The organism is Kocuria sp. SM24M-10 (assembly GCF_001027955.1).
Lineage (GTDB): Bacteria > Actinomycetota > Actinomycetes > Actinomycetales > Micrococcaceae > Kocuria > Kocuria oceani.
The window spans coordinates 1-12,702 of record NZ_LDNX01000048.1; the positions used below are offsets into that span (position 1 = coordinate 1).

Consider the following 12,702-nt stretch of genomic DNA (forward strand, 5'->3'; position numbering starts at 1 on the left):
GCACCCGGCAGGCGGGGTCGCTGCGGGCGGCCGTGCCCGCCGGGGCCCGCTGCGTCGTCGTCGACGACGTGCTGACCACGGGCGCGACCCTCGCCGAGGCGGCCCGGGCGCTGCGGGCCGGCGGCGCGGACGTGGTGGGCGCCGTGGTCCTCGCGGCCGTGCGCCCGCCGGCGGTTCCGCTCACCGCTGATTCCCGCCCGGCGCCTCCGGGGGCTGGTGAATATCGACTGTGATTCCACTAACGTTGAGTCACGGGACGCAACAATCCTCCCGGGTGGGCGGCCCCATCCGCCCACGTCACCCCCGACAACTGGAGGGCATCATGGAACTGAACGTCATGGGGCGCAACGTCGCCGTACCGGAGCGGTTCAAGGAGTACGCCGCCGAGAAGGTCGTCAAGTTCGAGGAGCTGGGCGAGAAGGTCCAGCGCATTGATGTCAAGGTCACCAAGGACCACGCGATGCCGGGCCACCAGGGCATGGGCGTGGAGATCACGGTGTCCGGGCGCGGCCCCGTCCTGCGGGCCGAGGCGCGCGGCGACGACAAGTTCGCGGCCTTCGACGAGGCCTACAGCAAGCTGCTCGAGCGGCTGCGCCGCGCGCGCGACCGCCGCAAGGTGCACCGCGGCGCCCACCGCCCCACCGCCGTTCACGAGGCCACCGGCGCCCTGCCCGTGGTCCCAAGTTCCGGACCCATCTACACCACCCCCGAAGAGCTCGCGACCGCCGAGCAGGAGGCGTTCGACCAGAGCGTGAGCCTCTCCGACGCGGTCACGCCCGTCGAGATCAGGCGCAAGCGGTTCCCCGCCGCCGAGCTGAGCGTCGACGAGGCCGTCGACCACATGGAACTGGTCGGCCACGACTTCTACCTCTTCCTCGACAAGGAGACGGGGGAGCCCTCCGCCGTCTACCGCCGCAAGGGCTGGAGCTACGGCGTGATCAGCCTCAGCGAGAACGGCGAGGAGCCCCAGGAGAGCGTCCGGGCGTACCAGACCGAGGGCGCCCGCTGAGCACGCACCGCTGAGCGCGGGACCCCGCCGGCCGGGAGCCGGCCGGGTCCCGCCCCGGAGGAGCCCGGTGGTCAGCGCCACCGGGCTCCTCCGTGCCCGCCGGGACGGGCCTGCTCCCGTAGACTGGAGCAGGTGCCGTAATTCCCCCCACCAGCCCAACACGGCAGTCGAACACCGAGGAGCGTGTGCACGTGGCGTCATTCCTGGAGAAAGTCCTCAGGACCGGAGACAAGAAGGTCCTGACGAGGCTGCGGTCCTACACGGCCGCCATCAACAGCCTCGAGGACAGCTTCCGGGAGCTCAGCGACGCGGAGCTGCGCGCCGAGACGGACGCGTTCCGCGCCCGGGTGGCCGACGGCGAGTCGCTGGACCGGCTGCTGCCCGAGGCCTTCGCCGTGGTCCGGGAGGCGGCCTCGCGCACCCTGGGCCAGCGCCACTACGACGTCCAGCTCATGGGCGGCGCCGCCCTGCACCTCGGCAACATCGCAGAGATGAAGACCGGTGAGGGCAAGACCCTCGTCGCCACGGCCCCGGCCTACCTCAACGCCCTCACCGGCAAGGGCGTGCACGTCGTCACCGTGAACGACTACCTGGCCGAGTACCAGGCGAACCTGATGGGCCGCGTCTACCGGTTCCTCGGCATGGAGACCGGGGTGGTGCTGGCCAACCAGGACCCCGCGACCCGCCGGCAGCAGTACGTCGCGGACATCACCTACGGCACCAACAACGAGTTCGGCTTCGACTACCTGCGCGACAACATGGCCTGGAGCCCCGACGAGCTCGTCCAGCGCGGGCACAACTTCGCGATCGTCGACGAGGTGGACTCCATCCTCATCGACGAGGCGCGCACCCCGCTGATCATCTCCGGGCCGGCCTCCGGGGAGGCCAACCGGTGGTACACCGAGTTCGGCCGCCTCGTGCAGCGCCTGCACCCGGAGACGGACTACGAGGTCGACGAGAAGAAGCGCACCGTGGGCGTGCTCGAGTCCGGGATCGAGAAGGTCGAGGACTGGCTGGGCATCGACAACCTCTACGAGGCGCAGAACACCCCCCTCATCGGCTTCCTGAACAACGCGATCAAGGCCAAGGAGCTCTTCCGGGCCAACAAGGACTACGTGGTGCTCAAGGGCGAGGTGATGATCGTCGACGAGCACACCGGCCGCATCCTCGCCGGGCGCCGCTACAACGAGGGCATGCACCAGGCCATCGAGGCGAAGGAGGGGGTGGAGATCAAGGCGGAGAACCAGACCCTCGCCACGGTCACCCTGCAGAACTACTTCCGCCTCTACGACAGGCTCTCCGGCATGACGGGCACCGCCGAGACCGAGGCCGCCGAGTTCATGAACACCTACGGGCTGGGCGTCGTGTCCATCGAGACCCACCGCCCGCTCGCCCGCGTGGACCGCCCCGACCTCGTCTACAAGAACGAGGTCGCCAAGTTCGCCGCCGTGGTCAAGGACATCGAGGAGCGCCACGCCAAGGGCCAGCCGGTCCTGGTGGGCACGGTGTCGGTCGAGAAGAGCGAGTACCTCTCCAAGCTGCTGGCCCAGCGCGGGGTCCGCCACGAGGTGCTCAACGCGAAGAACCACGCCCGCGAGGCCGCGATCGTCGCCCAGGCCGGTCGCCGGGGCGCCGTCACGGTGGCCACCAACATGGCCGGCCGCGGTACCGACATCATGCTCGGCGGCAACGCCGAGTTCAACGCGGTCGACCGGATGCGCGAGCGGGGCCTGGACCCCCAGCGCGACGCCGAGGAGTACGAGCGCGTCTGGCCCGAGGTGCTGGCCGCGTGCGAGGCCGAGACGAAGGCGGAGCACCAGGAGGTCGTCGAGGCCGGCGGCCTGTACGTGCTGGGCACCGAGCGGCACGAGTCCCGGCGCATCGACAACCAGCTGCGCGGGCGGTCCGGGCGCCAGGGCGACCCGGGCGAGTCGCGGTTCTACCTGTCGCTGGCCGACGACCTCATGCGCCTGTTCAACGCCGGCGCCGCCCAGCGGCTCATGGCAGGGGCCCCGGACGACACCGCGCTCGAGCACAAGATCGTCTCCCGGGCCATCGCCTCCGCGCAGAGCCAGGTGGAGGGCCGCAACGCCGAGCAGCGCAAGAACGTCCTGAAGTACGACGACGTCCTCAACCGCCAGCGCGAGGCCGTCTACCGGGACCGCCGCCGCGTTCTGGAGGGCGACGACCTGCAGGAGCAGATCGTCCAGTTCGTCGACGAGGTCGTCAGCTCCACGGTCGAGGACCGCACCGCGGTGGGCCATCCCGAGGACTGGGACCTCGAGGGGCTGTGGGAGTCGCTGCGCACGATCTACCCCGTGACCCTCACGGTCGACGAGGTCGTGGAGGAGGCCGGCGGGCGCACCCGCCTCACCGCCGAGTTCCTGCGCGAGCAGATCCTCTCCGACGCCCGCCTCGTCTACGCCCAGCGCGAGGAGGAGGTCGGCCCGGAGGCCATGCGCAACCTGGAGCGGCGTGTGCTGCTCTCGGTCATCGGGCGCAAGTGGCCCGAGCACCTGTACGAGATGGACTACCTCAAGGAGGGCATCGGCCTGCGGGCCATGGCCCAGCGGGACCCGCTCGTGGAGTACCAGCGCGAGGGGTACGCGATGTTCCAGGAGATGATGGGGGCGATCCGCGAGGAGACGGTCTCCACGCTGTTCCGGATGGAGATCCGCCGTCAGCGCGTGGGCGCCGACGGCGGCCCCGTGGAGCTGCAGATCCCGCGCCAGCCCAGCTTCCTGCAGTACACCGCCCCCGGCGAGACCGGCGGGACGCAGACCCGGGTGGAGCCGGCCCCCGCGGCGGTCCGGGCCGGCGCGGACGGAGCCGCCGGCGCGGACGGGGCGGCCGGCGCGGACGACGCGGCCCCGAACCGGGCGGGGCGCCGGGCCCGCGCCCGGGCCGGCAGCGCAGAGACCGCGGAGGGCTGAGCGGAGCCGGGCGCACCGGGGCGGGGTCAGCCGACCTCGAGCTCGGTGACGCTCCAGCCCCGCCCCAGGCGCTCCACCCGCATGGCCACGGCCCGCCCGCGCCGCGGCTCGACCAGCACGAGGGCCACCTCGTAGACGCCGCGGTCCACCCGGCAGACCCGGCACCGGCGGACGTGCGGGTTGCGGTGCAGCTCCTGCAGCGAGGCCTTGCCCTCGAACTGCTCCTGCAGCAGCCGCAGCATGTCGGCCCGCTGCTGGAAGCGCTGCACGATCTCCGGGCTGGTCCACCGGCCCAGCTGCGCCGCCGGCCGGCTCCCGCCGAGCACCTCCACGGCCGCCTGGCCGATGGATCGGGCGAGCGCGGTGACCCGGCCCAGCTCGTCCTCGGCGGTGCCGCCGACCACGCGGGTGGCGCCCCAGGTGTAGCCGCCCGGGGCCGTGGGCGGCGCCGGGCGCTCCCGGCGGACCGGCGGCGCGGCCGGGGACGGCCGGGGAGCGAGCGCCCGGGCGACAGGATCGGAACCGGCGGCGGGTGCGTTCATGACGGGCCTCCTGGGAGCGGTGCGACGGTGGTCGGGGCGGAGTGTTCAAGGCGGAGTGGTCGGGGCGGAGCGGTCAGTGGTCCCCGGTGCCCGGGACCACGAGCCGCTGACCGGGGAGCAGCAGGTGGGGCCCGTGCGGCAGGACGTGCCGGTTCAGCTCGTACCAGGCCGGCCAGGCGCGGTCGACCTCCTCGGCCGAGGCCCCGGGGCCGAGCTGCGCCGCCGCAAGGGACCAGAGGGTGTCGCCGCGCAGGACGGTGACGGCGCCGTCGACCGTGCGCTCCGCCGGCGCCGGGTGCGCACCGGGGAATCGCGGTGCCTCCCCGGTCGAGGGCGCGGAGGGCGCGACCGGCACGACGGGCGGGGGGAGCGGCGCGGGGTGTGCCGATCCGGGGTCGGCCGGTGCGGCGGACGGTTGCGCCGGTCCGTCCGGAACCGACGCGGAGGGCCCGTGCACCGCGGTGCCCCCGGACCAGAACGGGGAGGGCGCGTCGTCGGCGACCGCGCCCGGGGCCGCGACGAGCTGCAGCCCCAGGGCCGCGGCGGCGGCCCGGCGCAGCAGCGCCGGGGAGCAGCGCCCGCACAGCCGGCCCAGGCGCTCCCACCGGTGGTGCCCGGCCAGCACCGCGAGGACGGCGAGGGCGGCGGCCGCCGCCCAGACCAGCACCACGGCGCAGCCGAGGCCGGCCGCGGCGAGCCCGAGCAGCTGCTCGGGCTCCGCGGCGGCGGACCACGTGATCCCGCGGATCCCGCTGCTGCGCTCGCCGCCGGGAACCCCGCCGAGGAGGACGGCACCGCTGGCGGCGAGCGACAGGCCGAGGGCGGGGAGCAGCAGGGCCGGCCACAGCTCGGCCGCGGCGCGGGACGCGGAGTCCGCCGTGGCACCCCGGCGCGACGCTCGACCTGCACGACGGTTGCTTTCGTTTGATGCTTTTTGGTGTCGTTTGACACGTTTTGGTGTCATGGGGCATTGGTAGCACCGTCAGCGCCCGGGTGTAAAGGCCCTCACCTCCTGCGGTGCACAGGGAACTCCTTGACGGCCGTGCGGGGCGGTCCTAGGTTGAGGGCCTGCCCGGCCGGAGGCGCCGGGCGCCGGAGGGAGGGCCGGGTGCGCTGGGAGCAGCTGTTCGCGGACATGGAGGCCCAGCTGGCCGCCGCGGGCCAGCAGGCGCTCGAGGCCGAGGCCGCCGAGCAGGCCCGCGCCGAGTACGCGCGGGTGCAACTGGCGGACCGGCTGCGCCGGCGGCGCGGGGAACCGGTGCGGGCACTGCTGGCCGGCTCCGTCCCGGTCGAGGGACGGGTGCGGGCGCTGGGCGCCGGGTGGGTCGCTCTCGAGGACCGGGGGGCCGAGCACCTCGTGCCGCTGAGCGCGGTGCTGTGGTGGGAGTCCCTGGGCCGGGGATGGCAGCCGGCCGCGGACACCGTGACCGTGCGCCTGGGGCTGGCACACGCGCTGCGGGCGCTCGCCCGGGGACGGGCGCGGGTGCGGATCCGGCTCACCGGCGGCGGCGCCCTGGGGGAGCTCGACGGGACCATCGACGGGGTGGGCGCCGACTTCGTGGACCTGGCCCTGCACCCGGACGACGACTACCGCAGGCGGGGCAGCGTGACCGCCTCGCGGGCGGTGCCGTTCTCGGCCCTGGTCTGCGTCTCCTCGCTCAGCGGAGAGTGAGCGCACCGCCGGAGCGGCGCCGCCCGGGGACTGGTCAGTCCAGGGAGCCGGAGCGCACGGCCTCCGCGGTGCGCTCGTAGCCGCGGGCGATGTACTCCTCCAGCTTGGCCGTCTCCACCCGCCACTGACCACGCCCGCCCACCTGGATGGCCGGCAGCTCCCCGCTGCGCACCAGGGCTCTCGCCTGCGTGGCGGAGATGTTGAGGATCTCGGCCACGTCGGCCAGGGTCAGGAAGCGCTGCTGCGCCATGCTCCGCCTCCTCGCACGTCGTTGCTCGTCGGTCCCAGTCTGCCACCGAACGCCCGTCCCCGGGTGGCCGTCCACAAGGGGGGACGCACCCGTCCTGCTGACCCGGAGCCCGTGCGGGACGGGCGCGGGCTGTCCCCAGTTGTGCACCGGGCTGTTCCGGTGCTCCTGCCGCACGGGCAGAATGTGGGCGACGAGCGCGGCGCCAGGGCCCGCCCACGCAGGAGGAAGGCGGTCGCCGATGAGCGGCACGGTCAGGGGCGCGGACGCCGCGTCGGCCCGGTTCAGGAAGCCGACCTGGAAGGATCCGCGGCTGCTCACCGGCCTGCTGCTCGTGCTGCTCTCCGTCGCCGGGGTCACCGCGGTGGTGACGGCCACCAACCGCACGGACCCCTATCTGGCCGCGGCCCGTGACCTCGAGGTCGGGCAGGCCGTGACCGAGGACGACGTCGTGGCCGTGGACGTCCGCCTCCAGGACGCCGCCGACCTGTACGTCCCCGCGGGCGCCGGCCCCGCCCCGGGCACGGTGGCGACGCAGCGGATCCCGCAGGGCCAGCTGCTGCCGGGAGCCGCCCTCGGCACGGCCGACCGGCTCGATCGCAAGCCGGTCGCGGTGCCCGTCGAGCACCCGCTGCCCGAGGACGCCGCGGCGGGCTCGCGCGTCGACGTGTGGGTCGCGGCCCAGAGGCCCTCCGGTCGCGGCCACGAGCCCGCGCGCCTGCTGCTGCCCGCCGCGGAGATCGCCTCGGTCTCCGCGGAGGAGACCGCGCTGGGGGCGGGCCGCGGCACGGTGGTGCACGTGCTCGTCGAGGACGGCCCGATGGAGGACGTCGTGGACGCCCTGGGCAACGACGCCCGGGTCACGCTCGTGTGGAACCCGGCGGGCGCGCCGTGACGGGTCTGCCGGTCATGGCCCTCGGGATCTCCACGTGGCCCCTGGTCGACGGCATCGAGCGGCTGCACGGGCCCGTCACGGTGGTCCGGCGCTGCCTGGACCTCACCGAGCTCCTCGCGGCGGCGCGGGCGGGCCTCGGCCGGGCCGCCCTCGTGGCGGAGGGCGCCGAGGAGCTCACCGCCAGCCTGCTGGAGCAGGTCCGGCTCGGCGGAGCCGTGCTGCTGGTGCTCGAAGGGCACGACCACCGCCGGCTCGCCGGGCTCGGCGCGGTGGTCGTCCCGGAACGAGCGGGTCCGGCCGACGCCGCGCGCCTGGTGGAGGAGGCGGTGGCCGCCGCGGCGGCCGCCCCGAGTGCCGTCGGCTACGCCGACGTCGTCGCGCACGCGCCGGAGCGGCAGGCCGACGGCAGCGAGCTCGCCGCCGTCGAGGGCGCCGACGGACCGGTCAGCGGGCCCGAGTCCGCCCCGCCCGGCGCGGAGCCGCCGCGCCCGCCCCGGTCCGGGCGGATCGTGGCGGTGTGGGGTCCCACCGGAGCGCCCGGCCGCACGACCGTGGCGGTCAACCTCGCGGCGGAGCTCGCGCTGCTCGGCGAGGACGCGGCCCTGGCGGACGCCGACACCTACGGGCCCTCGGTGGCCGCCGCCCTGGGGATGCTGGACGAGGCGGCGGGGCTCGCCCAGGCCTGCCGCCTGGCCGACCAGGGCCGGCTCGACGGCCCCGCGCTGCGCCGGACCGCCGCCGACGTGGCGATCGCGGGGCGGACCGTGCGGGTGCTCACCGGCCTCACCCGTCAGGACCGGTGGCCGGAGCTGCGCTCGGGAGCGGTGGCGACGGTCCTCGAGCGGTGCGCCCAGGAGTTCGGGACGACTGTCGTGGACTGCGGCTTCGCGCTCGAGGCCGACGAGGAGCTGACCGTGGACTCGATGGCGCCCCGCCGGCACGCGGCGGCGCTGACGGTGCTGGAACGGGCCGACGTGGTCGTGGCCGTGGGGGCGGCCGACGCCATCGGCGTGCCCCGGCTGGTCAAGGGTCTGTCCGACGTCGCCGCCGCGGCGCCGGGCGCCCGGCTCGTCGTCACGGTCAACAAGCTGCGCCGCTCCGCGGCGGGACGGGCCCCGGAACTGGGGATCCGCGAGGCATGGGCCCGGTTCGGCTCCGGACCGGCCGTGGAGCACTTCGTGCCGTGGGACCCGGAGACCTTCGACGAGGCGCTGCTGGCGGGTGCGGTGCTGGCCGAGACCGCGGCCGGCTCGCCCGTGCGGGCGGCGCTGCGCCGGCTCGCCGCGGGGGTGCTCGCCGAGCCGGCGGACGCGGGCGGGGAACCGGTGGTGCGCGGTACTAGGCTGGGCGGCAGGATCGGGGCCTGGCTGCGCCGCTGATCCCGGAGGCACCGCCCGGTTCCTCCGCCCGCGACGACCGGAGACGACGTGGCGTTCACGGACCCCCTCAGGAAGTGCGGGGACTTCGGTCCCGGCGACTACGAGTGGCTGCACCTGCTCGTGGGGGACTGGCAGCTCATCTCCGACCTCGCCTTCGGCGACCTCGTGCTGAGCTTCCCGGTGGACTACATCCCCTCCGCCGGCAGCGGCAACGGCCGCGGCATGCCCGCACCGGGGAGCCCCTTCCGGGTCCTCGCCCACGTCCGGCCGGCCACCGGCCCCACCGTCTTCCACCAGGACATGGTCGGGGAGCTGATGCCCGAGGAGCTCGCCGGGCCGCTGCGCGCGGCATGGGTGGGCCGGCGGATCGAGCTCCTGCGTGCGGGAGGGGACGGGCCGGCCTCGGCCGCCCAGGTCAAGATCGTCCCGCTCGTGCGCAACGGCCGCACCCTCGCCCTGCTGACCGTGCACACCGGGCGGCGGTCCGGGCAGGTGTCCTCCCTCCAGGAGGTCGTCTACCGGGAGGCCGCGGACGCGCTGCTGCGGATGGCCAACGAGGGCCTGTGGCCCGACTTCTCGGCGCCCACGGGCTCCCGCCGCGGCGCGCCGCGTGTCGGTGACGGCGCCATCCGGATCGACGCAGACGACCGGGTGGCCTACGTCTCGCCCAACGCCGAGTCCGCGCTGCGCCGGCTGGGGATCGACGGCGACCTGGTCGGCAAGCGCCTCATGGACGTCGTCCCGCCGGCACTGGGACCCGGCGTCGAACCGGACGAGACGCTCGCCCCGGTGCTCAGCGGGCGCACCGCCTGGCGCACCGAGGTGGAGGGCGCCCGGGTGAGCGTGAACTTCCGCTCCGTGCCCCTGCGGGACCGGTCGGGCCGGCTGGGCGCCGTGCTGCTGTGCCGCGACGTCACCGAGCTGCGCCGCCGGGACCTGGAGCTCGTGTCCAAGGACGCGACGGTCCGGGAGATCCACCACCGGGTCAAGAACAACCTCCAGACGGTCTCCGCCCTGCTGCGGCTGCAGGCCCGGCGGATGACCACCGACGAGGCCCGGCACGGGCTCGAGCAGGCCATGCGCCGCGTGGCGACGATCGCCATGGTGCACGAGACGCTCTCGCAAGGGTTCACGCAGAACGTGGACTTCGACGAGCTGATCGAGCGGCAGTTCCGGCTCGTCGCGGAGGTGGCCGCCCCGGAGCAGTCGGTGCGCACCCGGCTCATCGGGGAGTTCGGCGAGCTGCCGACCCGCCTGGCCACGCCCCTGGCCCTGGTCATCAACGAGCTGGTCACGAACGCGGTCGAGCACGGACTGGCCGGCCGGACCGGGACGGTGACCCTGGAGGCCTCCCGGGTGCCCGACGGGGAGGGCGCCGGCCAGCTGCTGGAGGTCGTGGTGAGCGACGACGGGGTGGGCATGGGCGCGGTCGTGCCCGAGGAGACCGGCGCGGCCGCGTTCCGGCGGGCGGACGTCGGGGAGGGCCTGGGGATGCAGATAGTGCGCACCCTCGTGGCCGGGGAACTGGGCGGGTCGATCCACTGGTCCCGGCGCCAGGGCGGCGGCACCGAGGTCACGGTGCGGGCCCGTCTCGACGACCAGCCCGGCCCCTGACGACGAAGGACCGGGACCCCGTGGGGTCCCGGTCCTCGGGTGCCGCGAACGTCCTCGTCGCGGGCGGGTGCCTCAGGAGGCGCGACGGGCGCGGGCGGCGCGGCGCTTGAGGGCGCGCCGCTCGTCCTCGCTCATCCCGCCCCAGACCCCGGCGTCCTGGCCGGACTCGAGGGCCCACTGGAGGCAGGTGTCCATCACGGGGCAGCTGCGGCACACGGCCTTCGCCTCCTCGATCTGGAGCAGAGCAGGTCCGGTGTTGCCCACGGGGAAGAACAGCTCGGGATCCTTCTCCAGGCATGCTGCGCGACTACGCCAATCCATGGTCAGTGATCGCTCCTTTCAAGGACGGGTCCCGGCGCACAGGGCAGAACGATCCTGCGGCAGGGGCGTCCGGGACAAGAGAAAAGGCCCACTCGCACGGGCCTTGTGAAGAACTGTCGTCCACCTTCCCACGCCGCGGGGTGGGGGACAAGGGGTTTGGGGCGCCGGTCACACCCGTGTCGGTGAGGTCTTCCTCACAGCCGGTACCGGGCGGGCCCGCCGGGGGGCGTCCCCGCCGCCGCCCGGCGCACTATGGTGGCGGGGGAGCGCGGCAGTCCGCGCCCCGCGGCCCGGCCGGAAGGAGACCGTCACCATGTCCACCCCCTCCCCGGACGTGCGCCCGCGCGAGATCGCCGTGCTGTCCGGCATCGTGCTGCTGGAGGCCCTGGCCCTGGCCGTCGCCGGGCTCCGCCTGGTCTGGACGCTGCTCTTCGAGCAGCCCCTGACCGTGGGCGGGACGGTCTTCCTGGTGCTCGTGCTCCTCGGCGGCGCACTGTGGCTGCTGCACGTCGGCCGCGGCCTGTGGCGCGGCTTCCGCTGGCCGCGGGCCGCGGCGCTGGTGGTCCAGCTGTTCGTGCTGGTGCTCGCCCTCCCGCTGCTCCAGGGCGGCCAGTGGGCGCTCGGCCTGGCCCTGGCCGTGCCGGCCGCCGTCGTGCTCCTCCTGCTGTTCCGCCCCACGGTGCTCGCCTGGACGAGCCGCACCGTGCGGTAGCACCGAGCCAGTAGAGTGGGAGCGCCCGAAACCGGCGCCGTCGTGCCCTGCCCCCGCCCGTGTCCCTGCCCGTCGAGAAGCTCCGAACAGGTGGTCTCCCCCGTGACTCCCCGCCGCGTCGTCATCGTCAGCCGCATCTTCGCCCCCGAGCCGGCTGCCGCGTCCTTCCGGCTGCGCGCCCTGGCGCGGGGCCTCACCGAGCGGGGTGCGCAGGTGCGCGTCCTCACCACGCGCCCGCCCGCGGGGACGGAGATCGAGCCCGAGCCCTATCCGGTGCGGCGCTGGCCCGTCCTGCGGGACCGGTTCGACTACGTGCGCGGCATCGTGCAGTACCTCAGCTTCGACGTCCCCGTGTTCTTCCGGCTGCTGCTCACCCGCGCCGACCTCGTGGTCAGCGAGCCGCCCCCCACCACGGGGATGGCCGTGCTCGCCGCCTCGGTGCTGCGGGGCCGGCCCTACATCTGGTACGCGCCGGACATCTGGACGACCGCCGCGGAGAAGATGGACGTCTCGCCGCTGGTCAAGAGGGCCATGCGGGTCATGGAGACGCTCGCGGCGCGGCGGGCCGCCGGTGTGCTCACCGTCTCGGAGGCCATGGGACGGGAGCTGCAGTCCGTCACCGGCGTCGCGTGGGAGAAGGTGCTCGTGGCCGAGAACGGCATCGACACCGACGTCTTCCGGCCCGACGGACCCGTGGCCGACCCCGGCGCCCCCTACTTCGTCTACGCCGGGTCGATGTCCGAGTGGCAGGGCGCGGACGTGTTCGTCCGCGCCCTGCCGCGGGTCCTCCGCGCCCATCCGGACGCGCAGCTGCGCTTCTTCGGCCGCGGCTCCGACATCGACCGGGTCGAGGAGATCGCCGCCCGCACGGCCCCCGGCCACATCGTCTTCGAGGGGCTGCGTCCTGCCGCCGAGACCGCCGAGTGGACCCGCGGGGCCGTGGCGGCCCTGGGTGCCGTGCTGCCGAACATCGGCTACGACTTCACCAAGCCCACCAAGATCTACGCGGCCGCCGCGTGCGGCACCCCCGTCGTCTACGCCGGGGCCGGCGTCGCCGCCGAGCTCGTGGAGGACAACGGCCTGGGCGCGGCCGTGGACCACGACGCGGACGCGGTGGCCGAGGCGATGATCGCCGCCCTGGACCGGTGGCGCGACCCGGCCCTCGCCGAGGAGAACGACCGGCTGAGGCGCCGGCGCGCGGACTGGGCGGCCGAGAACGCCTCCCTGGCGGCCTCCGGCCGCCTCGCCGCCGAGTGGCTGCTTCAGGGCTTCGCGGACTGATCAGGTACTTTGGTACGCAGCGCACGCCCGGCGCGCCCGTGCCCTCACCCCCACCGGCCGGATGTCGACCGGGCCCACCAGGACCCCAATGTCAGGA

13 protein-coding genes are annotated in these 12,702 nt (G+C 74.8%); 9 read left to right on the plus strand and 4 right to left on the minus strand.

Translation table 11 applies throughout. The features are described from left to right. From ABL57_RS05510 to secA, 3 genes are all read left to right on the plus strand, one after another. The coding region (locus tag ABL57_RS05510; RefSeq protein ID WP_047802453.1) for a phosphoribosyltransferase family protein at nucleotides 1-233 on the plus strand (233 nt) is incomplete at its 5' end. 89 nt (nucleotides 234-322) lie between these two features. After that, nucleotides 323-1,009, plus strand: coding sequence for a ribosome hibernation-promoting factor, HPF/YfiA family (hpf, locus tag ABL57_RS05515; RefSeq protein ID WP_047802454.1), 687 nt, complete (start codon nucleotides 323-325; stop codon nucleotides 1,007-1,009). A 191-nt stretch (nucleotides 1,010-1,200) separates the two neighbouring features. Further along, nucleotides 1,201-3,942, plus strand: a complete 2,742-nt coding sequence (gene secA / locus ABL57_RS05520) for a preprotein translocase subunit SecA (protein WP_047802514.1) — start codon at nucleotides 1,201-1,203, stop codon at nucleotides 3,940-3,942. Between the two features lie 26 nt (nucleotides 3,943-3,968). Here the strand turns inward: secA and ABL57_RS05525 are convergent, their stop codons facing one another. Together ABL57_RS05525 and ABL57_RS21700 are read right to left on the minus strand one after the other, a co-directional pair. Continuing rightward, nucleotides 3,969-4,484: an Rv3235 family protein gene (locus ABL57_RS05525; protein WP_047802455.1), complete on the minus strand. Its 516-nt coding sequence runs from the start codon at nucleotides 4,482-4,484 to the stop codon at nucleotides 3,969-3,971. 73 nt (nucleotides 4,485-4,557) lie between these two features. After that, on the minus strand, nucleotides 4,558-5,448 hold the full coding sequence (locus tag ABL57_RS21700) for a LysM peptidoglycan-binding domain-containing protein (protein WP_053004771.1): 891 nt from the start codon (nucleotides 5,446-5,448) through the stop codon (nucleotides 4,558-4,560). Between the two features lie 144 nt (nucleotides 5,449-5,592). Here ABL57_RS21700 and ABL57_RS05535 point away from each other — a divergent pair, with 144 nt between their 5' ends. Then, nucleotides 5,593-6,156, plus strand: a complete 564-nt coding sequence (locus ABL57_RS05535; protein WP_047802456.1) for a hypothetical protein — start codon at nucleotides 5,593-5,595, stop codon at nucleotides 6,154-6,156. Nucleotides 6,157-6,190: 34 nt separating this feature from the next. Here the strand turns inward: ABL57_RS05535 and ABL57_RS05540 are convergent, their stop codons facing one another. Then, complete coding sequence (locus tag ABL57_RS05540; RefSeq protein WP_047802457.1) at nucleotides 6,191-6,406, minus strand: helix-turn-helix domain-containing protein; 216 nt, start codon at nucleotides 6,404-6,406, stop codon at nucleotides 6,191-6,193. A 238-nt stretch (nucleotides 6,407-6,644) separates the two neighbouring features. On the opposite strand from ABL57_RS05540, the gene ABL57_RS05545 reads away from it, so the two are divergent. The 3 genes from ABL57_RS05545 to ABL57_RS05555 are packed head-to-tail and all read left to right on the plus strand — an operon-like array spanning nucleotide 6,645 to nucleotide 10,291. After that, nucleotides 6,645-7,298, plus strand: a complete 654-nt coding sequence (locus ABL57_RS05545; RefSeq protein WP_047802458.1) for an SAF domain-containing protein — start codon at nucleotides 6,645-6,647, stop codon at nucleotides 7,296-7,298. After that, on the plus strand, nucleotides 7,295-8,677 hold the full coding sequence (locus tag ABL57_RS05550) for a P-loop NTPase (RefSeq protein ID WP_238985987.1): 1,383 nt from the start codon (nucleotides 7,295-7,297) through the stop codon (nucleotides 8,675-8,677). The genes ABL57_RS05545 and ABL57_RS05550 overlap by 4 nt, the downstream gene beginning before the upstream one ends. Before the next feature lie 48 nt (nucleotides 8,678-8,725). Beyond that, entirely contained in the window at nucleotides 8,726-10,291 is a 1,566-nt protein-coding gene (locus ABL57_RS05555; RefSeq protein ID WP_047802459.1) for a sensor histidine kinase, read from the plus strand. A 72-nt stretch (nucleotides 10,292-10,363) separates the two neighbouring features. On the opposite strand, the gene ABL57_RS05560 is transcribed toward ABL57_RS05555, so the two are convergent. Continuing rightward, nucleotides 10,364-10,612 (minus strand): WhiB family transcriptional regulator, encoded by a 249-nt coding sequence (locus ABL57_RS05560; protein ID WP_017833636.1) that lies wholly within the window; start codon nucleotides 10,610-10,612, stop codon nucleotides 10,364-10,366. Between the two features lie 313 nt (nucleotides 10,613-10,925). On the opposite strand from ABL57_RS05560, the gene ABL57_RS05565 reads away from it, so the two are divergent. Both ABL57_RS05565 and ABL57_RS05570 read left to right on the plus strand, forming a co-directional pair. Then, on the plus strand, nucleotides 10,926-11,324 hold the full coding sequence (locus ABL57_RS05565; RefSeq protein WP_047802460.1) for a hypothetical protein: 399 nt from the start codon (nucleotides 10,926-10,928) through the stop codon (nucleotides 11,322-11,324). Between the two features lie 102 nt (nucleotides 11,325-11,426). Further along, nucleotides 11,427-12,605, plus strand: coding sequence for a glycosyltransferase family 4 protein (locus tag ABL57_RS05570; RefSeq protein WP_047802461.1), 1,179 nt, complete (start codon nucleotides 11,427-11,429; stop codon nucleotides 12,603-12,605). The last annotated feature ends 97 nt before the right edge of the window (nucleotides 12,606-12,702 follow it).

Excerpts from the sequence above, each read along its gene's own strand:
- hpf (WP_047802454.1), top strand. The coding sequence starts at position 323 with ATGGAACTGAACGTCATGGGGCGCAACGTCGCCGTACCGGAGCGGTTC.
- ABL57_RS05525 (WP_047802455.1), bottom strand. The coding sequence starts at position 4,484 with ATGAACGCACCCGCCGCCGGTTCCGATCCTGTCGCCCGGGCGCTCGCT.
- ABL57_RS21700 (WP_053004771.1), bottom strand. The coding sequence starts at position 5,448 with ATGACACCAAAACGTGTCAAACGACACCAAAAAGCATCAAACGAAAGC.
- ABL57_RS05540 (WP_047802457.1), bottom strand. The coding sequence starts at position 6,406 with ATGGCGCAGCAGCGCTTCCTGACCCTGGCCGACGTGGCCGAGATCCTC.
- ABL57_RS05545 (WP_047802458.1), top strand. The coding sequence starts at position 6,645 with ATGAGCGGCACGGTCAGGGGCGCGGACGCCGCGTCGGCCCGGTTCAGG.
- ABL57_RS05560 (WP_017833636.1), bottom strand. The coding sequence starts at position 10,612 with ATGGATTGGCGTAGTCGCGCAGCATGCCTGGAGAAGGATCCCGAGCTG.
- ABL57_RS05565 (WP_047802460.1), top strand. The coding sequence starts at position 10,926 with ATGTCCACCCCCTCCCCGGACGTGCGCCCGCGCGAGATCGCCGTGCTG.